Raw genomic sequence first — 25,124 nt, 5'->3', positions numbered from 1 at the left:
TCCCGGGCTTGTCAGGCTTTCCAGCTGTTATGCATTGGCCTTCTGTGTCCGGCCTGCTCCCGATGGGTCGGCGGCATGGCTCAGGAATGTCTGGATTTCGCGGTTCGTCGGCGCCGACGAGCCGCCATGGCGGGTGACCGAAATGGCCGCTGCAGCATTGGCATAGCGCGCTGCCTCGAAGGGCGGGATGCCGTGCGCCAGCGCGCTGACGAAACCGCCGATATGGGTGTCGCCGGCGCCATTGGTGTCGATGGCGCTGACGTTGAAGCCGGCAATGGTCTGCGCTGTGCCGTCGGCCAGCCTGATATGGCAACCCTTCGCGCCAGCGCGAATGATCACGCCAGCAGCCTTGGGGCAGTGGTCGGCGAGAAGTCGTGCCGCGAGTCCCTCGACATCGCCTGGGCCGGCAATCTCGGCGGCTTCCGTCGTGTTACAGCTCAGCCATGTGGTGCGGGCAAGCACCCGCGACAGGATGGGACGCGGAATGTCCGAGATGACCGGCGTCGGATCGAAGACGAAGGGAATATCTGCCGGAAGTGCCTCGATCCAATCGGTGAGCGCATCGCGGCTCTTGGGATAGCTTAGCGTGTAGCCGGAGGTGAACACCCAGTCTCCCGGCGCCACCGCGACCGGCGCCATCAGGTCGCGGCTGAGCACGCTCTCCGCCCCTGGCCACGACACGAAGGTGCGTTCGGCGTCGCTCGAAATCATGGCGACGCAGTTGCCGCTGTCCGTCAATGGCGATGGCGGCGTCAGCGTCGCGATGCCCTCGGCGGCGAAAGCGGCACGCAGGAAATCGCCATTGGGTCCGCTGCCGAGTTGGCCGCCGAACACCACCTGCATGCCGGTGCGGCTGGCCGCGACCATCATGTTGAAGCCGCCGCCGGCGACCTGGGCGAAGCTCGACGCCGTCTTTTCCATGCCGGGCGCCGGCAGGGCGTCGATGCGGTAGACATAGTCGACCACGGCACTGCCGACATGGACGAGACGGCCGCTCATTCCGCCGCGTCCTTGCCGGAACCGATTTTCGCCACCCTTGCTGCCACGAGGTCGGCGGCAAGCGCGCGAACCTCTGACATGTCGAGGCCGACAAGCCGGGCGATATGCTGTTGCGGCAATCGGGAAAAACCGCTGCAGGCGCCGGCCATGCCGGCGGCGATGGCGCCGATCGTATCGGTGTCGCCGCCGATATTGGCGCTGATGATAGCTGCTTGCCATGGGTCGCCACGGGCGACTTCCAGCACGGCGAAGGCCGCCGGGACGGATTCCTGGCTGGCGACGCCGGTACCCACCAGATCGGTGATCAGCCGAATGGCATCCCTGATCGCCTTGCCGCGCACGATGTCCTGCGCCCAGACGATACGCGCGGCGATGTCGCCGCCGGTGACCCAATGACCAAGCGTCGCCCCTCGCCTCGCCGCCGCGACGGCGCTGGCGGAAGCATCGCGCCAGCCACCGCCGGCGATGCCGCGGCTGACGGCAGCGGCAACGGCAGCAGCGGAAGCGATTGCGATCGAGGTGTTGTGCGTCGCCCGGCAGGTCTCCGCCACCTTGGCGACGAACGCCTCCAATGGTTCGAGCGGCATCATGATGCCGACAGGCCCGATGCGCATGGCCGCGCCATTGGTGTCGCCGCTGCGTCCCGCTTCCTCGGCCGGTACGCCATTGTTGATGGCGTCGATGGCCCGTTTGGTCGACGGCCCCAAGAGATCATAGCTGCCGCGCGCCTTGACCTCGCGCTCCCAGTCGAGCAGCGCATTGACCCAGCGCGCGTGGTCGAAACGGTCGCCGGATTCGACCAGGATGCGGCCGAGCAGCAGCGCCTGTTCGGTGTCGTCGGTGATGGTGCCGGCAGCCAGTCCCTTCGACACCGGATGATCGGCGAAAGGCTCGATGAAATCCTCGACATGGCCGTGGAGTTCGGCAATGCGAACCGGCGACAAAAGCTGCGTCGGCATGCCGAGCGCATCTCCCAGCGCTCCGCCGACAAGCGCGCCCATGGCGCGATCGATGGCCTTGCTGGTTGCATCCGACATCGCTCAGAACCTCATATGCAGCGCAAAATGTGCCGGGTTGAGCAGGCTGGTGACATACTCGATCGGCCGATCGTCAGCCGCACGCGTCAGCCGGCGGCCGCGCAGGAAGGGCGTGCCTTGTGGGCAACCGAGGATGGCCGCATCCTCGGCATTGAGCATCTCGATCTCGACCCATTCCTCGCCATGGTCGGGAATGAGGCCGGCGGCGCGCAGCGTCTGGTGCAGCGAGCCCTCGCGCAGTCCGCGCAACGGTACGTCCTCAAGCTCGGAGGACAATGGCAGCCGGCTGCGCTCGATGGAGATCGCATGGCCGTCGCTGGCGTTGGTGCGCACCCGGTCAACGGCAATGAAGAACGGGCTTTCGATACCAAGCAGCGCAGCCAGATCGGGGTCTTCGATGACCTCCAGCCGCAGCGTCCGCGTCTCGGCATTGGCGCCGGCATCGGCCAGCGCGCGCGACCAACCGATGGAGTCATCGACCGGCTTGCCGTCGAAGGTGACGAACGAGCCAATACCAACCCTGGTCGTGATCAGCCCGCGGCTGGACAGTTCTTCGAGGCCCTTGCGGACCGTATTGCGACTGACGGAGAAGCGCTGGACAAGTTCATTCTCGCTTTGCAGGCGGTCGCCGAAGCCGAGAACACCGGAGCGGATTTCATGTTCGAGAACGGTGGCGATCTGCTCGGGTTTGCCCGTACCGGGAGACAGTTGAACCGCGCGCCGCTTCATATAGGTACCTGTTCAGTGAACCTGTATAGTCCTGTTCAATATCTGGATAGAAATGCCGTGTCAACAGATGCCGGAAACAGGCCCAATGAACCCCGAATTTCGGATTGTCCGCAGAGCGCGCCGAACTGGCCGGTTGCCATGGCCCGGAAAAGCCGGTGAAAGACCGAGATCAACCAAGAGGATAGAGCCGATCCTTGATTCAATTTCACCGGGCAGGCTACGGGATCGACACCTCACGCGGCTCAACGAGAATGTCCGCCTCGATAGCGGCGTTGATGAACGCCGCCCTTGCCGCCGAGACTTCTTTCTTTCCCTCTAGCACGGCCAGACAGACCTTACGGGCAACCATATGCTTTTGCCCGGTTGCAACCGGCCAGCGGTTCAGCAGGATGTCGGCAGCCTGAGCGACCCGCTCCACGTTGAAGATCGAGTTTCGCGATCGGCCGAGCGCAATCCTGACCGGCTCATCGAAACGCTGATCTTGCACGATGCCACTCCCCAAAGTCGGCATTCATCGATTCGCGGCCTTCAACCCCGCGCAATGTGATAGGTTCCGCGACAAAGGTGCAAGATGTCCGATTCCAGTGGCCAGAAAAATCCCAGGCTGATCGTCGTGGTCGCGTTCGATCGCGGTGAGGATGGCGAGTTGTTCCCAGCCTTTGGACCCGCCGACCAGCAGAGCGAAGACCGCGCCATACGCACCGCCAGGGCTCTAGCGGCAAAGCATGCCGGCGTCATCGCCTGGAGCCGCGAGGCCGATCCGACGCTGGGCGAATACGGCCCGCCGAACACGCTCTTCGTCAGCGGCGACGTACCTGACATGGAATAGTCGACTGGCGTCAGCTTCTGGATGCCTTGCCCATAGGGTTTGATGCGAGCCGGTTTCCCCTCGCCAGCAAGCAAAAGCCCGCTACGGTGAACCGGAGCGGGCCTTGGAGGAGGACAAGGGGTGGGACCCTCTCCTCTTGTTTCCACGGGGGGGTGTGGACCGCAATGACCATACGAAAGTTTTGCAGAGTGCAGGATCACAAGCCGGCTTGCCTGCATCACAATCCGGTGCACGCCGATATTGGGGGCGCTCACGAGATTGCGATCAGTTGCGATAACCCGGCTAGATACGCCCGAGCACGACAAGCACGATGGCGATGAGCAGCACGAGCCCAAGGCCGCCGCCGCCATAGTAGCCGGTGCCGTAGAACGGACCGCCACCGAGGCCGCTGAGGCCGCCAAGCAGCGCAATGATGATCGGTATGGTTCCAAGACTCATAGCGATGTTCAAAGACGAGCGCTCCAAAGGCTCTACCGTTCCGCGCGATTGTGGCGGGCATCGCGTGCGGAAGAGGTCTGCCGGCAACAGAAGCGGCCATCCAGATGATGGCAACCAGAATTTGATTCCGGCACGCCTGTGGACGCAGAAAGCCCGCCAGCGTGGCGGGCTTTCCTACCGGCCGGAGGCCAGGAGAGTGCGGTCGAGCCTCACGGCTGATTCGGCACTTCCAATCCCCGGCCCCTCCAGTATCAGCGACGAGCGATCAGGAGGCAGAGTTGCCGTAGATCGCGGTCGTAGGCGCCTTCGCTGCTGAGCACGTCGACGCAGCGCTTCTTCATTCGCGCCACGTTGCTATCCGACATCTGGGCCACGACACCCGGCAGGCTCGGCCTGCTGGGGTTTGACGGATTGGACGGATTGCTCGGGTTCGACGGATTGCCTGGATTGATGCCGCCACCAATACCCACGCCGACGCCGCTCGTCCCGCCTACATTGGCGCCAAGGCCGGCCGTAATGCCGCCAGACCCTCCGATGTTGGCGCCCGCGCCGGCATTGATGCCGTTGCTGCCGCCGACCGAAGCGCCGAGACCAGCATTGACACCGCTCGAGCCGCCAACATTGGCACCGGCACCGGCATTTACACCACCGCTGCCGCCGACCGAGGCGCCCACTCCGGCACTGATGCCGCCACTGCCGCCAACGGAAGCCCCGACACCGGCATTGACGCCGCCGCTACCACCCACCGAGGCACCAACGCCAAGGCCGATTCCCGCAGCATTGGCGGGCAGGGAAAGAGCTAAAATTACCGCACTACCCGCCAACATATTGGCGACTGTCTTGATGGTGTGAGCCATAACACTCTCCTGTTGTCGTTGCGCTAAAGCAATTGGCGAGAGGCCGATTGCAAGATCAACTACGCGAGGTGGTGAATTTCAGTTTCAGAGAGAGAATACTGAACCTGAGGCGTGGTGTACATCAACAAAATTTCTGAAACAAAATGATATTAAAGTTTGAATAATTGTTCTTTACACGAACAATTCGTAAGGCATTGGCGATCGGACGTTACTCTGCTCCATGCCGCACACCGCGCTGGACATGGATAGGCCTCTCGCAAGATCAGCAAGACCGCCGCGATGATTGCAAGTGGCCAGAGTCTATCGGCGGCCGGATGCGGGAGTGAGAGAGTGCAAGCGTGATTGCAGGCCGAACGATTCTGCGCCGGCCCGCTTGTCAGACGATCCCGTAGAACAGCCTGTAGTGGGCGCGCTTCATATAGTCCCGGTATTCCGGCGTGGCGGCTAACAGCGCCTCTTCGCGCAGGATGCGATGAACCTGGAAGAAGGTGATCGCGGCGTAGACAGCAAGATTGTAGAAGGAAAAGGCCGACAGCAGGAACAGGACATGACCGGCAAGGTATCCGGCATAGATCGGGTGCCGCACCAGGCGGTAGGCACCGTCGGTCATCACGCCGCGATTGCCTGGCAGAATGGCGAAAGAACGCCCTAGCGATATCTTCCCCCAGATCACGAACCCCAACGCCAGGACTTGCAGCGGCGCAGCGGCATAGACCGGGATGATGGCCACGCCCGGTTGCAGGTCGATGAAGCCGACACCGAAGCTGGCGACCACCGAAACAACCACCGTCAGCGGGTTCCAGTCGCGTACCTGCGGTCGCCGCGACAGAAGCAGCCAGGTAAAGGTCAGGATCTCGGAAATTGCCACCAGCGCCACATTGATGCGGGTCGGGTCGAGCATCAGGTGATATACGCCGCGGTAGACGAACATGCCCGCGAAGGCCAGCGCGCAGATCCGAAAGAAACCTTCGCGCAAATCCACCAGGATTTCGCGCTTTCGGGCTGCGGACAAAATCCTGCCGTCACTGACGTGCGAAAGCGCCTCGCTTTTTGATATGAGCAATGCAAACACCCCGATGATCCCTCGAGGCGACCTTTGCACGCAACCATTGCCGGGCAGTTAATCAACAAGATCAGATCGGTGTTTAAACTGGCTGTCGGGGAGCCAGGGTGCCACATCCAGACGACCCTGCTCCACGCGGTCGTCCAGAAATAGACTGGCGACCCATTTCATTTGGTTTTGCCAGACTAGCTCAGATAGTCGTTGCGGAAATAGCTCCCGAAATCCGGGCGTTGAGCAACCAGCTTGCCGTCGGCATCACGCAAAATGCCGGACGCGAAGAGATAGCCGCCGATCGCTTCCATCTTGGCTGGATCCATCGTCCCGATGGCGCCGCTTTGGCTGCGCAGATAATGGCCGTCGATCAGCGCCTTCAGCGAGGCGTGGATCAGCGCCGGATTGGTCAACGCATCCTTGTTGGCCGCGATCAGCAGGGCTGCCGCATCTTCGGGGTGATCGACCGCGAACTGGTAGCCGCGCCGCGTCGCCTGGACAAAGGCGGCCGCAGGCTTGGAGTTTGCCTGGAGATAGGCTTCGCTCGAAGAGATCAGTGTCGTGTGCTCGTCAGGCACGCCGTAATCGGCATAGACGAAGCTGCGTTGTTTGACGCCCTTGAGCTCGGCGTCGACACCCTCCCAGGTCGAGACTTCGAGCGTGAAATCGACCGAACCATTGGCCAGCGCCTCATAGGCTGAGGTGCCGAGCGTCACCGTCTCGAAATTGCCCTTGCCGCCATCATGGCGGATGATGGTCGATATCAGGGCGTTTTCCCAGGCGCTGCCGAAGCCGCCATAGGTCAGGCCGTCGAGGTTTCTCGGGCTTACTATCTCGCTGCGGGCCGCATTGAAGACCACGCGGCCGGTTTCCGATTGCACCACCGCATAGACGCCCTTCAGGTCCGCTCCGGCGGTTCTCTGGGTGAACAGGCTGATGGTGCCGTTGATGCCGAAATCGGCGACGCGATTTGCAACCAGCGTGCCCGCACCGGTATCGCTGTAAGGCAGGATGTCGACCTCGAGCCCGGCCTCGCGATAGAAGCCCTTGTCGCGGGCGACGAACAGTCCGATGTGGTTGGTGTTGACCGTCCAGTCGAGGGCAACGGTGACCTTTTGTGCCGATTGTGCTTGGGCTCGCCCCGATCCGGCAATGAGCGGAACGCCTGTGGCAAGGGTCAGCAACAAGGCCTGCCGGCGCGTCAAGTCAATCATGATCGTGTCCTTTGGATGGGGTGGCGTTGAGGATGATGTCGAGAATCTCGGCCTCGAGCGCACTTGCCTGGCGCGCGGCATCGCCGCCAAGGCTGCGCGGGCGCGGCAGCGGCACCTTGATTTCACGCACGATGCGGGCCGGGCGCGCCGACAGCACATAGATGCGGTCGGACAGGAACACGGCTTCGCGCACGTCATGGGTGATCAGGAGCGCCGTCCAGCGATGATGCCGCCACATCTGTTCCAGCCAGCGCTGCATGGCCGTGCGGGTCAGCGCGTCGAGCGCGCCGAACGGCTCGTCGAGCAAAAGCATGTCGCGTTGCTGCACCACCGTGCGCAGCAAGGCCGCGCGCTGGCGCATACCGCCGGACAGTTGCGCTGGAAAATGCCGCTCGAAGCCGGCAAGCCCGAATTCGGCAAACAACGGCGCAACGCGCACCCGCGCCGCCTGTCTCCTCATGCCTTGGACTTCGAGCCCGAGCGTCGCGTTGTCGAGGATGCGCCGCCACGGCATCAGCGCGTCACGCTGCGGCATGAAGGCGAAATGCCTGCCGTGGTCGTCGAGCGGCGCGCCGTCGAACAACATCTCGCCCTCGCCATGCTCGGCGCCGGTCAGAAGCTGGAAGAGCGTCGATTTGCCGGCGCCCGAGGGTCCAAGGATCGAGACGAATTCACCAGCGCCGACGCTAAGCGAAATATCGGCCAGCACGTCGAGCCCACCGAACGCCTTGCGCACATACCGCAGTTCCAGCCGGCTCATCGCCAGGCTCCCTTCCCGGCGGTTTCCTTGCCGGCCCGCTCCCAGGGCATCGCAAGGCGCTGCAGCAGTACAGTCAACCCGAACAGGACAAGGGTCAGGGCAGCGCTCACTCCGACGGCGGCAAGAACCAGGTCAGGACGGAAATTGTTCTTGACGTTGAGCATGTAGATGCCCAGCCCCTTCGCGGCCCCCGCATATTCGGCGAAGATCGCGCCGACCACGGCGTAGGTGATGGAGATCCTCAAGCCAGCGAAGAAATAGGGCAGCGCCGAAGGCAGCCGTGCCAGCACGAAGATGCGCCAGCGCCCTGCCCCCATGGCGCGCAGCATTTGCCCGATCTCGGCCTCGGTCGACTCATAACCCTCGACCAATGCAACCAGCATCGGAAAGAAGGTAACCAGCGCCACCAGCATGATCTTGGGCGCCAGCCCGAAGCCGAACCACAGCACCACCAGCGGCGCGATGGCCACCAGCGGCAAGGTCTGGCTGACGATTAAGACGGGAAACAGCGCACGCCGCAGCGGCTGGAAGAAGTCGACCAGCATCGACAGCACGAAGGCGGCGCTGAGCGAACAGGCAAAGCCGAGCAGCGTGGCGCCGATGGTCGGAATGGCGTTGTCGGCCAGCGCCTGGCGATTGAGCAGCGCTTGCTCGAAAACGCGCGACGGCGCCGGCAGTATCGTCGGCCTGATGCCGGAATAGGTGGCATAAAGCTCCCACGCCACTAGGAGCAAACCGACCGAGATCATGGCCGGCATTGCCTTGACAAGAAGGCCCGCGATCGGGCGCGAAGCGAATGATGATGAGACCACGGGAGATAACCTTTGACGGCCGCGCGGAGGCGGCGGCAGCTTCAGACAGCCGACGGGCTGTTGGCCGAGACCGTGACGTCGAGGGTTACGTGGCCGGCGCCTGGTCCGAAGCGGCAGAAGGCCTCGTCCAGCGCCGAAAAGATCGCACCGGCATCACCGCGCAGTTTCGTGCAGAAATGCTTGGAACGCTCATAGACGCCGGACTGCTTGAGAAAATCGATGCAGCCGTAGATCTCGTCCATGTGGTCGTCGGTGCCCATCACATAGAGCGAGAACTGCGCCGCCGCCGGCTGGCCGGTGGCAGCAGCATTGCGCACCGCCGCGATGGCCGCATCCTTGCGCGGGCCGAGTGGCCCGACAGGCCCGCCAAGTGCATCGGAGCGGCAGATCGGATCATCCGGCTCGCCAGGGCACCCGCGCGAGATGGTGGCCGACAACACGCAATGTTTGCCGCTACGTGCCGCCGCCACGAAGAGGTCGCGCATGGCGGGAAACAGCACTTCGGGCGACCCGACCAGCAAGGTCGAGATGTCGTCGGTCTCGATCCTGAGCTTGTCGCGCCAGGGATCGAGCGCACCGAGCGCGCCAAGAATGACACCGACGAAATCGTCGGTCATGGGGTATAGGGAAATCTGTGCGCCTGAAAACATCGCCCGCCTCGCTCCGCTGGTATTACCCAGATCAGCTTCTAGGGTCTGTGGGCTTGCCGCCCCCGTCTCAGCCCCGACCGTACGGAGCACCCCTGTGGATGTGCGCCTTAAAGCATCATTCGAGTTCAAGGGAAAGCCGTTTTTTCAGAGCACTGCGCCAAAAGCATTGCGCCAGTCACGGTGCGCCTGAGCGGAATTTTGTCGGGAACCTTCGCCGCCGCGACCGGTTGTCCCCACAGTCGCAACGCGATCACTTTCGTAGAAAATAAGCGACGACTTCACAGAAATGGAGACAAACCATGTTCATGAAAATCCTCGCAGCTTCGGTTCTCACCATTGGTCTGGCCACGTCAGCCATGGCGCAAAGCGCCGGCAGCAACAACGCAAATGGAAGCGGCAGCGGCAAGTCGGTGACGGTTGAGCCGAACACGCCGGCTTCCCCGAATACGATCGAGCCGGACACTGTCGACCCGGGCACGACCAACAGCACGACTGGCACGGTAGGGGACATGAATTCGAACGCGGATCAGAATTGCCCGACCAACCCGCAAGGCGCGCAGCCGGACGCCGATGGTAACGCGACGGCGCCAACGGTAAACGATAATCATTGTGGCAAGTAACCACGTCGCAAACGGATGAAGCCGCTGGGCATCGCCCAGCGACTTCATCCGTTTTTCTGGTCCGCAGCACGCGCTTTGCCGAACAGCCGGATTTCTGGAGCGGGTCTCCCGGCGGGCGGGCGCGAAAATAGGTGTTTCGAATTGAGCAGCCGTTTGAGCACTCTACCGTAGGTAAAATACAGGACCCGACCGTTGGCGAGATCAAATTCCACTGTTCCCCACCGCCTGACCGGGGCCTTTCCTGTGCAGGGCCCCAGCCTTCTGATCTGGAATCCCAGCCTGACTTTGCGCGTTCCGATTTCAAGATAGATGCCTGGCAGAAGGCCAAGCACATGCCATAGCCGTACAACATGCTCGACCGACATGGCCGGCGAGATTATCAGGTGGCTGGGCTGAAGCCGCGCCCAGACGAAATCGCCTTTCGGTTGCGGCATTCCTGACAACAGCCCCCGGCAGTAGGTCGGCACCGCCTCGCTCACCAGAATCCGCATAGCGGTTGCCGTGCTGTCGACCAGGGCTTCTCTCGATGTCCAGTCAGCTTCGGAAAACGGCACCTGCCCGAGAATGTCACCCTCGTCAAAACCGGCGGACATCTTGTGGAGCGTGACGCCGCCATGAGCCGCATGCCGGCCGTCCACGGCCAAGCGCTGGATCGGGTGGGGCCCTCGATAGTCGGGGAGCAGCGCCGGGTGGAGGTTGACCCCGCCTTTGGAAAAATGGCCAAGAACCTCTTGAGGGATCAAGACAGGCAAAGTGTAGCAGACCAGCACATCGGCGCGGACGTCAGACAATTGCCGACCAAGCGCATTCCAATCGTAAGGGCGGCCAAATTCGATCAACTTGACAGGCGTGTTACCGATAAACCGCCTGAGCAGCAGCTTGCGTTGAAGCCTTCGCCGGAAATTGCCAATGCTGAAACCGGTGGGACGACGCCGGAACCCGGGCACGATGATCGCGCCAATTGCATTTCCAGCCTCTAGCCAGCCGGCGAGCAGAGGCCCCGTATAGTTAGAGATATCGAGGACAAAAACGGCTGTGATCGGCTCCGAGTGATCGGTCGATTCGATCGGCCTCATCTTCGGCGGCTCAAACGGGCCGACAGGTCAGGGCGAGCTTGTCAGGTCGGCTGAGTGGAAGGCGATGCCAAGGCAGTGACAACCGAAAGACGCTCGCGTTTTACAAACACTGGCTTTTCGTAAACTTTTTTCACGGCCCGTCTCCCGAAATCAACTCTTCCTGCGCAGTTGGACCGCGATACGGCAGGCTGTCAACCGCCTGACCGTGTTTGCCTACCGCATCCGCATTCGCCGTTGACGAAGGTGTTCGAAGGGCGCTTTCGCACATTGGTGAAAGCTCGATGGCTTCACCGACGCGACAAGCCGCGCTGACCGAAAGGGGTTTGGATGCGATGATCTGCTCGACGACACCGTCGAGCAGCAATGCAGGGCAAATCGCAGTTGCAAATCTACGAAACCGCCGTCTCGCGAACCGGCAGCTTCCAGCCTGGCCTGACGAAGTGGCAGGTGTATCCGTCGGGATATTTCTCCAGATAGTCCTGATGCTCGGGCTCGGCTTCCCAGAATGGACCAACGGGTGCGACTTCGGTGACGACCTTGCCCGGCCACAGGCCCGAGGCATCGACATCGGCGATGGTGTCCTCGGCGACGCGCTTCTGTTCGTCGCTGGTGTAATAGATCGCCGAGCGATAACTCGTCCCGACATCGTTGCCCTGGCGGTTGCGGGTCGTCGGATCGTGGATCTGGAAAAAGCGTTCCAGCAGCGTGCGAAAGCTTATGATGGCCGGATCGAAATTGATCTCGATGGCTTCTGCGTGGGTGCCGTGGTTGCGGTAGGTGGCGTTGAGCACGTCGCCGCCGCTGTAGCCGACACGGGTGGAGATGACGCCGGGATAGCGCCGTATCAAATCCTGCATGCCCCAGAAACAGCCGCCGGCAAGGACTGCACGTTCGGTCGAAGTCGCCATGTCACGTCTCCTCAAAAGCAATTCCAGGAAAAGTGTGTAGCGGTTTTCCGTCTGGAATTGCGTAAAAGCAAGTGGTCTCGCCATAAATGGGCATTGTCACCTGCTTCGTCCAGCGGACGCGGTGGATCTACTTCAGTTGCTCGTTTGGGCGAGCCTGTCGATCAAACCCGGTAGCTTCATGCCAGGCGGAATGGCGGCAAAGCTGATCGCCACCGGTGGTGCCCTGAGCGACCAGTCGAAAAGAACGGTCTTGACGGGGATGTTGCCCAGCCACGCCAGCAGCCGAGGTGGCACGCCGCTCCCGGGCCAGACCAGGAGCATGCCGTGATCGCGCAGCCGCTGGCTGGTGATCCAGGGGGCGAGCCGCATGTCGAGGTCGGTGAAGATCGACGGCTTGTCATAGGCGTTGAGGCCCGCCAGCAACGCGATGCGGGTATCGCCGCCGACGATGTCGAGCCGACCGGGCACCGCCGCGTGCCAGACCGCCTCGGCTTCGTCCGAAATCTGCCGCGCTGGCCAGCAGACGGCATCCATGCGCCCGCGCAAATTGCAACTCGTCCAGCGGATGCCCGCATAGGCACCGGACATGCCGAGGATGCAGGCGAACGCGCAGATCGCCAGCCGTCGCAGTTCGACGGCGCCGAGCCGATGACCCAGCAAGGCGAGCGCCACAACGCCGACCAGATTGTACATCGGCGCGCCCCACGCCTCGCCGGCGCCGGTGAACAGCGAAGCCACCATGACAAGCACCGCCGGACCAAGCCCCATCCACACGAGATAGGCCAGCGCGCCGCTCTCGATGGGCTGTTCCGGCGCGGGCGAACGCCGCAACAGCCCCGATATCGACAGCACCAGCAATAAGCCGCAGAGCCCCGCCATTTGGACACCGATATAGTAAAGGCGGGCGCGGTGGACCAACACCCATTCATCGCGGCCGGCGACATAGGTCAGCGGCAGGAAATCGATGCGGTAGAGCTGGACGGCCAGCGGCGCGGCGACGGCGAGGAAAACCGCGAGCCCAAGCCAGGGCCAGGGCGTGGCGAGCCGGTTGCGTGCCCGTGTGTCCGACAACAGCCAGATCGCCCCGAAGAGCAACAGCAACCCGGTGGAAAACTTGGCATAGAGCCCGACGCCCGACACCAGTCCGAGCGGCAGCCACCAGCCCGGCCCACCGCCACGGCCCGCACGCCACAGCAGCCAGCAGATTGCGGCCCAGAAGGGCATCTGCGCGTAATCATGATTGAACTGCGGTGTCGGCCAGCCGAAGAAATACAATGACGGCATCAAAAGCACGGCGGCCAGCGCGCGGGTTCTCCCGAGCATGTCGCGGGCCAGCAGGTAGACGAAGACGAAGGTCGCCGAGACGACAAGCTGGGCGAGCAGATATTGCGGCCAGCGGAACGATCCGGTCAGAAGATGGCTGATCTCGAGCAGCCAGCCGGGGAGCTGCGGATGCTTGTAGGTCAAAAGCACCCATTCGCGGCCCCACATGAAGCTCTCGACGACATCGCCGGGCGGGGCGGCATCGACAAGCGCCGGAACCACGGTCCAGCACAGGATCTGCGTCAGGCATAAAAGCGCCAGGCCGGCTTCTGGATAGCGCATCAGACCCGGCCAGATCGACGACTGCCGCCAGTCGCCTGGAACAGAACTGCCGACCGGCAGCCAACCGTTCATGGGTTCGTCGATTCGCGTCATGCGGTGGATAAATCACACCGGACGGTTTTACGAACAGCCCAGAACTTGAAGCTTACGAAAATGTATACTTGGCCGACCATGGCAAAACCAAGATTGAGGCAGAGTTTCGCGCCACCATGCCGCCTCTCCCGTCATCACATGCCAGCAAGACAACAATGGAACACGCCATCCCGCAGCACCCTGAACATGCCGGGCATGGCGCCTTGGGCGTGATCGCGGCAGGTGTCGCCTACGCCTGACCGGCTCCCGTCCCCAAAAAAGCATCCAGGATTTGAAAAATGCGCCACCACCATGCCGTCATTCATTACCGTGCGCTCGATTTCTGGATGGCCCGTGCGGCCGTTCTCGTCATCATCTGCCTGCAGCTTCTGGTCATCAACAATCTCTCATTCGGGCCGCGCTGGGTGGCGCCCGCGCTGGAGGCGGCCCTGCTGCTGCCCTTGTCGGTGGCCACCGCCTGGACACAGGCCGCTACCCGAAAGGCGGTCGAGGACCACGAGTGGCATGCGATCGGCCAGTTTCGGGTCATGATCCGCAGAACAGCCCTGACCATGACCGCCATCATCAGCATCATGAATTGCGGTTCGCTGGTCCTGCTGGTGCGTGCCTTGCTGGAGGGCCATGCCGGCAACAGCGGTACGACGCTGCTGATCGACGCACTCAACATCTGGGTTACCAACGTCATCGTGTTTGCCTTGTGGTTCTGGAGCACCGACCGCGGCGGTCCGCCGACCTGCGGCCTCGTCAAGCTCGCACAGGCCGATTTCCTGTTCGCGCAGATGACGTTGAACGACCGTGAGCTTCGAGACTGGCTGCCCGGCTTCGTCGATTATTTCTTCCTCGCCTTCACCAATGCGACCGCATTTTCGCCCACCGATACCTTGCCACTCTCCCAGCGCGCCAAGCTGCTGATGATGGCCGAGGCCATGATCTCGCTGCTGACCATCGCGCTGGTCGCGGCACGCGCGGTCAACATCCTCGCTTGATCGGCCCGACACGCGAAAATAGCCCGCCCGGCGAACCGGAACGGGCTATTTTGGGTTGTCTTCGATGATTGGAATGCAGCGCCGAACTAGTGGCGCTTGCCCAGCCTGTAGCTGTTGCCGCCCAGCAGGTTGACGCCGAGCCCGCTCAGAACGCCACCGACGATGTTGGTCTTGTTGCCGTTCAGAATGCCTGAGACGACATTGCCGCTCAGGATGTTGTTGCCGCTGAGCACGTCGTTCAGCGCGGTGATCTTGCCAAGGTCGATGGATGGCGAAACATTGATCAGGCTGCCCGAATTGCCTCCCCAGCCGCCCGAACCTCCGCACCCACAACCTGCCTCGGCGGCTCCAACGGACGATGCAACTGCAACAGCGGCTAAAATAACAGTGAACTTGTTCATGAAAGCTACTCCCGTTTGATGATGGAGATGGCTTCCGTCTTCTGTGGTCTACCTCTTGTTTAACAATATATGAACACTTCATCCGCTCAAGTCTTTATCTAGTTTCAGTGCATCAATCAAAAATTAACAATAATCATTATGCATAACCGACATGATTAACTTGCTTGTGACAACGGGCGATGACGAGACCGGTCAGATCGAATGCCGCTCAGCAATAGCCGATCGGAAATACAAAAAAGCCGCCCCGGCGTGAGCCGAAGCGGGCAGCGGTCGTTTCTGGAAATGAGAGCAGCGCCGCGCCAGGTTGCCTGCCTCGGTAATTCCGAGGCAGTAGCCAACAGACGACGCGGTGCCAATAGCTACTCCTCCACCCCCGGCTTGAATCTCCGCACCACAAACTCGAACAGCACGTCCGAAATCCACATGGCGCAGACGCCGATCAGGAAGGCAGCCGCCAGCGTGGTGGTGTCGTCGGCGGGATCGGGCATCGGCAGGCCGGCGATCCTGGCGTAGGAAACCGCCGGCAGCGTCAGGTAGGCCGCCGCAAGTGCGCCGCAGATCGGCGAGGCCACCATTTCGCGCAGCTTGTAGCGATGCCGCGACAGCGCGCGCAGAACGCCGCCGGCGAGACCCGCCGCCACGACCGGTCCCTTGATGCCGAGCAGGTCGAAAAGATCGTTCATCATGGCCTCCAGCCGCAAAGTTTCTGGCCCTTTTCGTTGTGAGCCAGGATCGCCGCCACCGACGCATCGGAAAGGGTCGCCGCCTCTGCCCTTGTCGGCCGGAGGGGATGCCCGGCCGCGCAGAACGACCCGCCTGATTTGGTGCAGCCGGCCAGCAGGAGCGAGAGCGCTATGATTTTGACCATCTGGCCAGCCTCCCCCTGTTGTCGTCCGGCGCCCGGCCGGCGACGGCATCGTCGATCTTCTGGGCTTCGGTGCGCGCCGCTGCGTCGGCGGCATCCTGCCTGGCCTTCTGGCTGGCCTTGCCCTTGGCATAGGCGGTCCAGACACCGGCAAGCGCGGCGCCCATTGCCAGAAGATACGGCCAGGCCTGGCCAAGCAGCGCGAGGGCGAGTGTTCCCATCTCATGTCTCCTTGGCCGGCGGCGCGACCATGCCGCGCGGCCCGTCACGCACCGCGTTGATGATGATCTTGGCAAGGGCAATGGCGCCGCTGATCTGAAGCGCGGTGCGGTCGCTCACCCCGAGCAGCGTCCAGTCGAAGCCGGCGAGCGCGCCGCCGCAGATGATGGCGATCAGCGTGTTGAGGAGATTGTGCAGCGCATTGGTGTTGAACCATGTCATTGAAACAGGCCCCCGAAAAAATCGGCGACCCGATGCCGGAAGGCCGCGAGCGCTCCGGCCATGAGAACGAGGATGCCGGCCGCGGCAGCCGTCTTGCCGCCGGATGCCGGCTGCACGGGCTGGGTCGCCGGCATCACATCAGCCGATGTCTCAAACCTGGGCGACGCCGGCGCGGCCACCGGTGCCGCGGGGCCCTGCGCCGACATCAGCAGGGCCTGAACCCGCACCGACCTGACACGATCGGACCAGCCGCGCCCGAATGTTGCCCATGTCGGCAACCGCTTGAGGAACGCCAGCCGCGCATCGCAAAGCGCATCGATGGTGACGCCGGCCGGCTTTGCCTCGGCCGCCGCGACGGTGACCGGTCCGATCCGCCCGTCCTGCGCAACGCCGACGGCCGCCTGCAAATATTTGGCCGCCCGGCCAGGCCCGCTGTTGACGGCGAAATCGAACACCGCATGGTCGACGCCATCGGGCAATTCGGCGCCGAGCACAGCGTCCCAGTAGAAGCGGCGATAAACGGTGGCGACCTGCGCGTCGCTGATCGCACGCAGATCCGCCTTCCTCGCGTCGGCCTTCACATAGCGGCGGAAGCTGGCAAGCGTCACGCCCTTCATGGTGGCGCCGCCGGGGTCAGCCGGATTGTCCGACCACCCGCCTTCCGATTTGAGAACAAGCGCAAGCGCCCGCGCGAAGTTGCGGTCCATGGTGGTTCCTTTCCGCCCTTCCGGGCAGTTGTTCAGTTTTTGATTTTTGGTATGTTCGCCGGGTGGAGGTTAGGTTTGGCGCGGGCGATTATGATTCTGGATATCATTCGCCAAGTTGGCAGATACAGACTTTAAAATTCTGAGTGTCGGCAAGAGACTCGTGCGCTCGGTAAGTGATTGACACCTAGGACGTATAAAAGCACATATGCCTGACATAAAACATTTAGTTTTAGGAATACTCATCGGCGCCTTTTCTATCGCGTGGGTAGTTATTGCCACGATAGGGGTGCGGCGAGAGACGCGCGCGTACAACAAAAGCCTGAGAGACATCGATGAGAAGCTCCGTCAGGATAAAGATCAATAGGACTTCAGTCGAAGCGCCGAACCACGTTCATGCCGTACGAAGACGATCCCGCGACAACTCGCTGGATACAAGTAACTGAGGTCGGAGTTCGAAAATTCAGCGAGTTCAGCTAGTGCTTTTTGAAGACGAACAGCTTTGTGTGAAAGGATACTGGGCTGATCACTAGGTCGATCGCACGTCGTAAGGTCACCATCGGTCGCGACCGGCTCTCATACAATGGTTCAAGCAGGCGCTTTAACAAGTTGCTTTCCCGCATCAACCCCAGATATCCGCCCCTGGACCGACTTTCCAAAAGCCGGAACCCCATCCCGCTGATCGTTCTAATTGTATCGTTCGGGGTGAAGGCAAATTGGTAAAATCGGGCCATGTCCGCGGCACTCACATCTTCGTATCGACCGAGCCGCATCTTTAGACGCCTCAATGGCGACACGCTGGGGACAGTTAGGAAAAGGAGTCCGCCGGGTTTCAGCACTCGGCGTGCCTCCTCGATGATCGATGCGTAACCATCCTTGAAGTGTTCGATCACCCCCAAGGACCACACCCCTTCGAAAAAGGCATCCTCGAATGGCATTTCTCGCACGTCACCGAGAACGATATTAAGTTCGGGGGCGTGCTTTTTGATCCTAGCGATGGTTACGGGGGCAAAGTCTAATCCGTATGCCTCGAACCCTGCGTGATGGAGCCCAAAGACTGTGTTGGCCACACCGCAGCCTGCATCAATCACTCGATCAGACGGGCTTAAATACTTTCGGGTAACATGCTGGACAAAGACGCTCTTTTTCCGAATGTCCGCTGCTGTTAGGGATTGCGCCCAACGATCGTCCCAGAATCCTTCGTCGGCTGGTCGGTCGATGAATACAAGACGATCATGCTGCCGATCGAGATATACCTGCTCCACCATTCATTTGCCTCCCCAAGGCGCTGCTCAACATCAGTTCATTTGCCGTAGTCTCGACCCACAATCGGAACAGCCGGAACGCTGGTATGGAAGCGCCCGAAGAGCAGTACCCACACCAAGACCTGAATCGTCACGAAACCGACGAATGGCTGCCGTGCCTGCGCAAGAACGTTCTCCAAGGCATTCCGGTGCGCATAGACCCCAATCACGCTGCCGAGGATGATCCAGAAGAAGAACCACATACCCTTACTTTTGAGCGAAGCATGGTGCAACGCCACCAACGCTCCGCCATAGATCAACCCAAATACGATCACAACGGGAATACCACCAATCGCCCACGCCTGCCCCCAGAATGTACCAGCCAAGCCGTACAACGCCTGCGAAAATATCTGGGTCTGGAGCACCGTGTTGAACCCAGTGCTGTCGAAGCCGAAGGCCGACGGCTGAATTAGCAGTTGCGCCAAGGTATCGCGAACCGTGTTCCACCATGGATAGGTCGTGCTACTCCTAATCAGCCCTTCGATGTTTTCATGAGTGCCGAAGGCTTCCCAGGAGGCCACCATAGCCATCGGATCAGAACCGCCTGTCAGCATCCTGCCAAACGGCAGGTCGCGTTTGTAGGCCAGATAGAAGGGCTTCATAAAGAAGATGATCGCAAGCGTCGCCAGCCCGATCGCCCATGCCTTCCAATGCAGGGCCGCCTTCGTTATCGGCCACTCCCACAATAACACGATGGCAAACGCCATTGCCAAGATCACCGGGACAGTCCGATCGCCCGCGATCGCATTAAGTGCGACCATTAACGCAAAGATGGCTTGATTAATACGAGCGCCGCGACCCCACAACCTATCGAAATAGATCGATGCCAGAAGGCCGATGCCGCTGACCCAACGCCACACGATGGAAATGAGCCCACCAACAGCGTCATAGATGTCGGCACGCTCCATCGCGTACCACTCAAGTCCAGCCCTGTTTGCCATCCATGCATAGCAGGCTAAAGAAATGATCAGCGTGCACCGAATGAACCAGGTGACCCGCATCGGGTGCAGCTGGTAACAAGGGGGACGCCCCCCGTCCACAGACGAAGGCATCAGCAGCAGCGCCAGCCCGAACCCTAGCCAAGCAGCGACCATCACCAGAATTGCTTCCGACGATGCCGGCTCGAGATATGGCACCAATCCTTTCGCGCTCACAGGCCGCGTGAAGCCAATCAGCGCGGGCACCGAATAAGCAAGAAGGCCGACATAGCCAATCGCTACAACAGAAACCCGATTGTGGCGGGCTACAAGTATAACGGTGGTCACGGCCACCATTGACCACAGAGCGAGGACCATATCTTTCGTTCGTCCATTTGGATCAAAAAAGCAACCTAGGCGATTCGGTCATTCACAACGACAAAGTCTACAACTCGAAATCGCCCGCCCAGCCGACTGTCGCGCTGACCACCCATGAGCCCGTTGCGTATGCCTCCAGGGTTACACGCTCGCCGGGATCGAGAATGAGATATTTCCCTGCACCGCCGCCCTTGATCGTGTCCGTCCCGTTGGGCTCGATGTTCATGACATGGGTTGCGTGCACTCCGGCAAAACCGATCCGAAGGCCAGGCACGGCAGGCGGCAGCGTATGTGTCCACGTCGCGCCGGCGCCGTTGTTGTGGCAGAGTGCCCGGTTATGAAGTCCGGACAGCGTTGTGTTGACGGTCAGATTGATCGGCACACTCGACGTCCCCTGCAGGCCGGGATTGTTGCCGCCAATAAACCGGGTCACGATGCCGGCCGTGATGGAACTGCCGGTGCCATCGCCAACCCATTCCGACATGTCGAAACCATCGACCAGCATTTCGTCTATTGCGCCGCCGGTGGTTACCCGAAAGGCAATGCCAATGGAGGTCGAGTTCTTCAGGGCGATGTCCCTGAGACTGGCTTTGCGCAGCCGCTGGCCCACGGAAAGGTTGAACCGGATGCCATGCGACTGGGTGTTTCCCCTGATGCCAGAAAGGCTAAGGCTCGCCGGTGTCACGACGTTCGCAACGACAATGGCGTCGGTCGAGCAGTTCATCAACGTGCCCGGACCGATCGCAAGAGGCGTCTGGTAGGGCGCGGCGATTACGGCTGTGGCACCTGACGTTCCGCCCGTGATCGTCTCGCCAGCCGGAAAGATGCCGGCCGAACCGCGCACATAGATGCGCCGGGTCGCGCTGTTTGCCGTTTTGGCAACCGCAGAGGTGCCCCCAGTGATTGTTTCAGCGGCCTGAAACGTCCCGCTTATCGGCAAGACCCTCAGCACGCTGGCAAAGAAGTCGACCAAGATGCCCGTCGCGCCGGATGAACCGCCAGTCACCGTCTCACCGAGTTCATAGTCGACGGTTGAACCGGTGATGAGGATTTCAAAATGTTGGAACCGCAGGGTTCCGGTTGAGCCAGAGGTGCCGCCGCTGACCGTTTCGCCAGTCGCAAACGATCCAACTTGCGAGCTGAGGGCGAACTGATATTCGCCGTTTGGCTCCAATTGCAGGGCTGTGTTGTAGCGATCGATGTACCAGTTATCGAGCCGGCCCGACTGAATCTGAACGCCGAAGACGTTACCGGCAGAACTACCGGAGAGCCGGTTGCCGATTGCCTTGACATTCGAAATGACGATCTCGCTGTTGGCGTCAGTCGCAGCTACGCCAACCAGACAGTCATTCGCCACCACGTTGGTTATGATCCCTCGTGGATCTCGCGCACCGGTCATCTCCACCCAGACACCGGCGGAGGGGCTGTCGAGATGTGCATCCGCGAAAACCCCGTCGACCAACACGTCGGTGGTGTTTAGATTCCCCGTATAGGTCAACACGACGCCGTCGCGTTTGCACTTCGCCGACCGGATGTTGCGCACGATCGGCTTGCGGACGCCGGCCACGTAAACCGTATCGCCAAACTCGCCGCCGGTTGGCGTGACGATGTTATAGCCGTCAATGTCCTCAATCGTCGGGCTGTCGACACAGAGCGCCATCACGCCGGCAAGGCCAAGATTGCGGACTTTCACGCCGCGAATTGTCGGCCGCTTCCGGCGTGCACCAGTGGAAAGGCCGACGCGAATACCGATAGAAGCCTGGTAGCCGGCATGTGATCCACCATCGATCGTGAGGTCCCCGTCTATCAGGACGTCATCGGCAGCGATATCGATGACGGGATGGTGGGCGGTAACGGTACCGACTGGCGTGCGCAGGATCAGAGCAGAGCCGCCCAGGCATTCGACGCGCTTCTTCGCTGTCGAGATCGTGTGGTTGCCGTCTGTCTGGTAGGAGCCGTCAATCAGCACATGCGGATAGCTGCCCGCGAGCAGTGCACCTATTGCAGCCGTGGCATTCGCACCGCCACCACGCGCCCCGAGCATTGATGCCGTCACCGGGGTTGAGGCGAGAGTATAGCCCGTCTTCATCATGCCATCGCTCAGCGTGATCACCAAATCCCCGGCATTCGTTCCATTCTTGCGGTACACAGCGCCGCTGCCTGCCACCTGAGAGCTGTCGTAGAAGGCGGTGCGGATGTATGTGGGTGCTATCGGCGGGGAATAGGCCTCCGCCGTCGCCTTGGTTGCGAATTGCGGATCGAGCACCGTCGTCATGGCGCCCGTCGCCACGTCCGCCGCGGCCTGGGCCCGGTCGATGATGCCTTGGGCGGCTGCCTGGATATCGCCGACGGTGTCGTCGGACTGGTAGAACGACAGCACAATGTCGTCGGCACCGATCACAGGGTTCAGCGTCTGGAAGGCAAAGACGAAATCGGCCGAGGCGTTGCCCTGCTGGACATGCACCGTCGTTCCCTTCTGCATGGTGCGCCCGGTGCGGGCATCGGCGGCGCGGAACCATCGGCCTTCGCTTACCGTGTAGATACCGTTTTGCGTCTGGTCGGCCTGGTCCTTGACCAGCACGCGGTCGCCCACCTCCGTCGCCACCCCGTCGATGGTCTGAAGGCCGAAAAACGCAATGCTGGCGGTCGTTGCCAGACGAACGGGTTCGCGCTCACCGGTCAGAAGGCGGACGGCGGCGGCTGAAGATCGGGCCATGCTGGCTTGCTCCATGAAAAAGCCCCGCAAAAGCGAGGCTGAAAAAGATTTTGGTCTTGCAATGCAGCGAGCCCGTCCCTCGGGCCTGCCGATCAGCCGGCTGATGACATCAATGGCGATTGTGATGGCGCAGCGGCGTCGAACTTCTCAGCAGAATCAAACCTCCTGAAGCCGCACAACGGCGTTCCAGCCATAGGTCTTTGCCGCGACGCCGGTAGCGGTCACCTCAATTCCGGAAGCCCCAGCGGTGACCGACGCGTCGAGCGATGCGGCGTCGGTTGCATATTCGCCGATCACCGTTTTGGTGATCGCACCTTCGATCGCCAGGGTTCCGCCCGTGTTGCGGATCACCCCGGCGAACACATAGCCGGCGCTGGTCGACGATGAACCATCCGTGCGGCGGGCAGCGACATCGACGGTGAACTTTGCGCCTTGCCCTGGCCTGATCGGAACAAAGCTGTTTCCGGCTTCGAAGACCATAAGAACGGGCGTTGCGTCCGGCGTCGATTTATAGCCCTTGAAAAGATCGCCGCCCCGGTTTCCTTCAATCAGCGCTATGTGCGATCCGTCATCGGTTGGCTTGCCCGTCGCCGTGCCGGAGTAGATGTTGCCCCGCACCTCGATGTTTGGCGAGGATCCGCTGACTTTCACGTCGTTGACGACACTGCCGGTCGTCGCCTTGAAAAGGCCACCCGTCGCCCTCTGCCGTTCGCTCGATAGTGTCGACAGGGCGACATAGGACGATCGCGCATCCGCGATGCCTGCATGGGTTTGCGACATGTCGCCGTTCAATCGAACGCCGATGGAAGCGGCTGCGCCGCCCATGTCGACAAGCGTGTCAGCCGACACAATGGTCTCATCCGCCGCGCTGAAGACGCCATAGGCATTGGCCTGGGTGAATCCAAAGATGCGGCCGGCGCCAATCCTGACGCCGCGCGAGATCTGTTGCCCAGCCGGGGTTTCGATATAGATGCCCTGATGTGTCGCCTGGATGTCGAAGGACAGCAGGCGAAGATCTTCGATATGATGGCCGGTGCCGGCGCGAATGCCTTGCTGCACGCCTTCCGTCACCAGGCTGCGCACCTCGATATCCTTGGCCCCTCGCAGCACCAGACCATAAAGGCCATCCCTGGATTTGGCACTGATGCGAAGGCGTTTGTACTTCAACACCGATCCGACGGGCACAGCGCTGCGGGTGAAGGCGACGGCCGCGCCAAGCTGAACGCCGCCAAGCTGCGTCCAGTCGATATCCACCTCGATATCGCTCACCGGCCAGTCGTCGTCGCTCTCTGCATCGAAACCGTTCAAATAGGCACTCACGCGAGCGCGGCGGACAAACACGTGACTTGTGCCGGAAACATCGTCGTTAATGGTGACGATGTTGCGCGCCGTGTCGCCCCTGGCGTCGTCAATGTAGACCCAGTTGGAATCGGCAATGCGGTAGTGATCGCCTTGCGTACCGGTGAGCGTGCCATGCTCGATCGTGACGCCTGAAATGCCGCTGATGTTGAAAACGCCAAAGCCGTTCGGAGCCGCGACATGATTCCAGGCGCCGTTGACCTTTGGAGCGATGATGCGGTTGTCGCCCTTCAGGTTGAATAGGTGCGTGGCGTCCTCGGTGCGCTGTAAAAGCGCCTTGTCGTCAAACTCGACCATCAGCCCCTGCGGAATGTCGATATTGCCGGCCAGCGAAAATGTGCCAGCCGGGATGATCACCCTGCCCTGCCCGGCGGCAGCAATGGCGTTGACGATCGCGGTCCTGTTGTTGCCGGCTGCCGTGTCGGCGCCCGCAGCGCGAATGTTGATCTCCTTTGCCCTCGGTGCGTTGATGATGTCGAAGCCGGCTTTCGCCCCATCTTGCAGCGTGATCGCCAGGCCGCCCCCGCCAGCCGAAATGGTGCCATTCTTCCTGTAGAGGGCTTGGCCGTCGCCGACCTGCGAATAGCCGGCAGTCCTGATATAATCCGGCGCGATCGCCGGTGAGTATGCCTCTGCCGTCGCCTTGGTTGCGAATTGCGGATCGAGCACCGTCGTCATGGCGCCCGTCGCCACGTCCGCCGCGGCCTGGGCCCGGTCGATGATGCCTTGCGCGGCTGCCTGGATATCGCCGACGGTGTCGTCGGACTGGTAAAACGACAGCACAATGTCGTCGGCACCGATCACGGGGCTCACTGTCTGGAAGGCATAGACGAAAGCGGCCGAAGCCGTGCCCTCCTGGACATGCACCGTCGTTCCCTTCTGCATGGTGCGCCCCGTGCGCGCATCGGCGGCGCGGTACCAGTAGCCTTCCGAGGCCGTATAGATGCCGTTCAGCCTGGCGTCCGCCTGGTCCTTGACCAGCACCCGGTCGCCGGTCGCTGTCTGGACGCCGTCAACCATTTTGAGGCCCTGGATCCAGGCAACGCCGTCGATGACGATCGTCTCCAGGTTCGCCGTCGTTGCCAGGCGCACGGGTTCGCGCTCGCCGGTCAACAGGCGAACGGCGGCGGTTGCAGGTCGGGCCATAAGGCTTGCTCCATGAAAAAAGCCCCGCGCAAGCGAGGCTGTGAAAGGGTCTGATTTTGGGGCGTGGGCGCGTCGGGAGGTTAACCCCAGTCACATGGGTGGGACCGATGAAAGTGCGCTGTCACCGTAACTGCAGCACAAGGTCGGCATCAGCCTTTTCGCCTCGGTCAGCAACCCAGTTGCCGCGCTTTTCGCACGCACTATCGATCTTTTAGATAATTTCGCG

Annotated in this window: 30 protein-coding genes and 1 riboswitch; of the genes, 5 read left to right on the top strand and 25 right to left on the bottom strand. The window is 61.6% G+C overall.

What is annotated here, in order from left to right; translation table 11 throughout:
• Positions 1–27: 27 nt before the first annotated feature.
• From NKI21_RS15525 to NKI21_RS15510, 4 genes are all read right to left on the bottom strand, one after another.
• Positions 28–999, bottom strand: a complete 972-nt coding sequence (locus NKI21_RS15525) for a PfkB family carbohydrate kinase (protein WP_128304630.1) — start codon at positions 997–999, stop codon at positions 28–30.
• Positions 996–2,036, bottom strand: a complete 1,041-nt coding sequence (locus NKI21_RS15520; protein ID WP_023814057.1) for an ADP-ribosylglycohydrolase family protein — start codon at positions 2,034–2,036, stop codon at positions 996–998. Before NKI21_RS15520 ends, NKI21_RS15525 begins: the two co-directional genes overlap by 4 nt.
• A 3-nt stretch (positions 2,037–2,039) precedes the next feature.
• On the bottom strand, positions 2,040–2,765 hold the full coding sequence (locus NKI21_RS15515; protein ID WP_023814058.1) for a GntR family transcriptional regulator: 726 nt from the start codon (positions 2,763–2,765) through the stop codon (positions 2,040–2,042).
• Positions 2,766–2,982: 217 nt separating this feature from the next.
• Complete coding sequence (locus NKI21_RS15510) at positions 2,983–3,276, bottom strand: DUF982 domain-containing protein (RefSeq protein ID WP_245482812.1); 294 nt, start codon at positions 3,274–3,276, stop codon at positions 2,983–2,985.
• A gap of 60 nt (positions 3,277–3,336) precedes the next feature.
• On the opposite strand from NKI21_RS15510, the gene NKI21_RS15505 reads away from it, so the two are divergent.
• A complete protein-coding gene (locus NKI21_RS15505; protein ID WP_023814060.1) occupies positions 3,337–3,594 on the top strand; it encodes a hypothetical protein in 258 nt (85 codons plus the stop codon).
• A 282-nt stretch (positions 3,595–3,876) separates the two neighbouring features.
• Here the strand turns inward: NKI21_RS15505 and NKI21_RS15500 are convergent, their stop codons facing one another.
• From NKI21_RS15500 to NKI21_RS15470, 7 genes are all read right to left on the bottom strand, one after another.
• A complete protein-coding gene (locus tag NKI21_RS15500; RefSeq protein ID WP_023814061.1) occupies positions 3,877–4,032 on the bottom strand; it encodes a DUF3309 family protein in 156 nt (51 codons plus the stop codon).
• A gap of 251 nt (positions 4,033–4,283) precedes the next feature.
• Positions 4,284–4,889: a hypothetical protein gene (locus tag NKI21_RS15495; RefSeq protein WP_031213861.1), complete on the bottom strand. Its 606-nt coding sequence runs from the start codon at positions 4,887–4,889 to the stop codon at positions 4,284–4,286.
• Between the two features lie 376 nt (positions 4,890–5,265).
• Positions 5,266–5,961 carry a methyltransferase family protein gene (locus tag NKI21_RS15490; protein ID WP_352441203.1) on the bottom strand — a complete coding sequence of 232 codons (696 nt, stop codon included), beginning with the start codon at positions 5,959–5,961 and terminating at the stop codon, positions 5,266–5,268.
• Positions 5,962–6,137: 176 nt separating this feature from the next.
• Positions 6,138–7,157, bottom strand: a complete 1,020-nt coding sequence (locus NKI21_RS15485; protein ID WP_352866206.1) for an ABC transporter substrate-binding protein — start codon at positions 7,155–7,157, stop codon at positions 6,138–6,140.
• Positions 7,150–7,917 carry an ABC transporter ATP-binding protein gene (locus NKI21_RS15480; RefSeq protein ID WP_023814065.1) on the bottom strand — a complete coding sequence of 256 codons (768 nt, stop codon included), beginning with the start codon at positions 7,915–7,917 and terminating at the stop codon, positions 7,150–7,152. Before NKI21_RS15480 ends, NKI21_RS15485 begins: the two co-directional genes overlap by 8 nt.
• On the bottom strand, positions 7,914–8,675 hold the full coding sequence (locus NKI21_RS15475) for an ABC transporter permease (RefSeq protein ID WP_023814066.1): 762 nt from the start codon (positions 8,673–8,675) through the stop codon (positions 7,914–7,916). The genes NKI21_RS15480 and NKI21_RS15475 overlap by 4 nt, the downstream gene beginning before the upstream one ends.
• A gap of 95 nt (positions 8,676–8,770) precedes the next feature.
• The gene (locus NKI21_RS15470) at positions 8,771–9,379 is read right to left on the bottom strand and encodes a YkoF family thiamine/hydroxymethylpyrimidine-binding protein (protein ID WP_352441205.1); all 609 of its coding nucleotides are present in this window, start codon (positions 9,377–9,379) and stop codon (positions 8,771–8,773) included.
• Positions 9,370–9,483, bottom strand: a riboswitch (TPP riboswitch). Its footprint overlaps the gene before it by 10 nt.
• A gap of 195 nt (positions 9,484–9,678) precedes the next feature.
• Between NKI21_RS15470 and NKI21_RS15465 the strand changes: the two genes are divergently transcribed.
• Entirely contained in the window at positions 9,679–9,999 is a 321-nt protein-coding gene (locus NKI21_RS15465) for a RodZ family helix-turn-helix domain-containing protein (RefSeq protein WP_023814068.1), read from the top strand.
• A 44-nt stretch (positions 10,000–10,043) separates the two neighbouring features.
• On the opposite strand, the gene NKI21_RS15460 is transcribed toward NKI21_RS15465, so the two are convergent.
• From NKI21_RS15460 to NKI21_RS15445, 4 genes are all read right to left on the bottom strand, one after another.
• Positions 10,044–11,075, bottom strand: a complete 1,032-nt coding sequence (locus NKI21_RS15460) for a formyltransferase family protein (protein WP_352441206.1) — start codon at positions 11,073–11,075, stop codon at positions 10,044–10,046.
• Positions 11,076–11,205: 130 nt separating this feature from the next.
• On the bottom strand, positions 11,206–11,439 hold the full coding sequence (locus NKI21_RS15455) for a hypothetical protein (protein WP_155930624.1): 234 nt from the start codon (positions 11,437–11,439) through the stop codon (positions 11,206–11,208).
• 25 nt (positions 11,440–11,464) lie between these two features.
• A complete protein-coding gene (msrA, locus tag NKI21_RS15450) occupies positions 11,465–11,983 on the bottom strand; it encodes a peptide-methionine (S)-S-oxide reductase MsrA (RefSeq protein WP_023814070.1) in 519 nt (172 codons plus the stop codon).
• Between the two features lie 132 nt (positions 11,984–12,115).
• Positions 12,116–13,660, bottom strand: coding sequence for a glycosyltransferase family 39 protein (locus NKI21_RS15445; protein ID WP_352441207.1), 1,545 nt, complete (start codon positions 13,658–13,660; stop codon positions 12,116–12,118).
• An 89-nt stretch (positions 13,661–13,749) separates the two neighbouring features.
• On the opposite strand from NKI21_RS15445, the gene NKI21_RS15440 reads away from it, so the two are divergent.
• Together NKI21_RS15440 and NKI21_RS15435 are read left to right on the top strand one after the other, a co-directional pair.
• Complete coding sequence (locus NKI21_RS15440; protein ID WP_164762750.1) at positions 13,750–13,920, top strand: hypothetical protein; 171 nt, start codon at positions 13,750–13,752, stop codon at positions 13,918–13,920.
• Positions 13,921–13,959: 39 nt separating this feature from the next.
• Entirely contained in the window at positions 13,960–14,667 is a 708-nt protein-coding gene (locus NKI21_RS15435) for a hypothetical protein (RefSeq protein WP_023814072.1), read from the top strand.
• A gap of 86 nt (positions 14,668–14,753) precedes the next feature.
• Here the strand turns inward: NKI21_RS15435 and NKI21_RS15430 are convergent, their stop codons facing one another.
• From NKI21_RS15430 to NKI21_RS15390, 9 genes are all read right to left on the bottom strand, one after another.
• Positions 14,754–15,068: a hypothetical protein gene (locus NKI21_RS15430; protein ID WP_127297818.1), complete on the bottom strand. Its 315-nt coding sequence runs from the start codon at positions 15,066–15,068 to the stop codon at positions 14,754–14,756.
• A 359-nt stretch (positions 15,069–15,427) separates the two neighbouring features.
• The gene (locus tag NKI21_RS15425) at positions 15,428–15,751 is read right to left on the bottom strand and encodes a hypothetical protein (protein WP_013530789.1); all 324 of its coding nucleotides are present in this window, start codon (positions 15,749–15,751) and stop codon (positions 15,428–15,430) included.
• The gene (locus tag NKI21_RS15420) at positions 15,751–15,936 is read right to left on the bottom strand and encodes a hypothetical protein (RefSeq protein WP_032909564.1); all 186 of its coding nucleotides are present in this window, start codon (positions 15,934–15,936) and stop codon (positions 15,751–15,753) included. The genes NKI21_RS15425 and NKI21_RS15420 overlap by 1 nt, the downstream gene beginning before the upstream one ends.
• Entirely contained in the window at positions 15,921–16,154 is a 234-nt protein-coding gene (locus NKI21_RS15415) for a hypothetical protein (protein ID WP_023814075.1), read from the bottom strand. Before NKI21_RS15415 ends, NKI21_RS15420 begins: the two co-directional genes overlap by 16 nt.
• A gap of 1 nt (position 16,155) precedes the next feature.
• Positions 16,156–16,374 carry a hypothetical protein gene (locus NKI21_RS15410; RefSeq protein ID WP_224699536.1) on the bottom strand — a complete coding sequence of 73 codons (219 nt, stop codon included), beginning with the start codon at positions 16,372–16,374 and terminating at the stop codon, positions 16,156–16,158.
• Positions 16,371–17,081, bottom strand: a complete 711-nt coding sequence (locus NKI21_RS15405) for a glycoside hydrolase family 108 protein (RefSeq protein ID WP_352866201.1) — start codon at positions 17,079–17,081, stop codon at positions 16,371–16,373. Before NKI21_RS15405 ends, NKI21_RS15410 begins: the two co-directional genes overlap by 4 nt.
• 473 nt (positions 17,082–17,554) lie before the next feature.
• The gene (locus NKI21_RS15400) at positions 17,555–18,346 is read right to left on the bottom strand and encodes a class I SAM-dependent methyltransferase (RefSeq protein ID WP_023814079.1); all 792 of its coding nucleotides are present in this window, start codon (positions 18,344–18,346) and stop codon (positions 17,555–17,557) included.
• A gap of 35 nt (positions 18,347–18,381) precedes the next feature.
• Positions 18,382–19,677 carry a hypothetical protein gene (locus NKI21_RS15395; protein ID WP_023814080.1) on the bottom strand — a complete coding sequence of 432 codons (1,296 nt, stop codon included), beginning with the start codon at positions 19,675–19,677 and terminating at the stop codon, positions 18,382–18,384.
• A 67-nt stretch (positions 19,678–19,744) separates the two neighbouring features.
• Positions 19,745–22,408 (bottom strand): right-handed parallel beta-helix repeat-containing protein, encoded by a 2,664-nt coding sequence (locus NKI21_RS15390; protein WP_352866198.1) that lies wholly within the window; start codon positions 22,406–22,408, stop codon positions 19,745–19,747.
• On the opposite strand from NKI21_RS15390, the gene NKI21_RS15385 reads away from it, so the two are divergent.
• On the top strand, positions 22,407–22,562 hold the full coding sequence (locus tag NKI21_RS15385) for a hypothetical protein (RefSeq protein ID WP_352866195.1): 156 nt from the start codon (positions 22,407–22,409) through the stop codon (positions 22,560–22,562). The genes NKI21_RS15390 and NKI21_RS15385 overlap by 2 nt on opposite strands.
• Here NKI21_RS15385 and NKI21_RS15380 read toward each other — a convergent pair.
• Positions 22,550–24,898: a glycoside hydrolase family protein gene (locus tag NKI21_RS15380; protein WP_352866193.1), complete on the bottom strand. Its 2,349-nt coding sequence runs from the start codon at positions 24,896–24,898 to the stop codon at positions 22,550–22,552. The two genes, NKI21_RS15385 and NKI21_RS15380, sit on opposite strands and share 13 nt — an antisense overlap.
• Positions 24,899–25,124 lie beyond the last annotated feature (226 nt).

It is taken from the genome of Mesorhizobium sp. M0715 (assembly GCF_040320355.1).
Lineage (GTDB): Bacteria > Pseudomonadota > Alphaproteobacteria > Rhizobiales > Rhizobiaceae > Mesorhizobium.
This window is presented reverse-complemented; position numbering and strand designations above follow the sequence as displayed.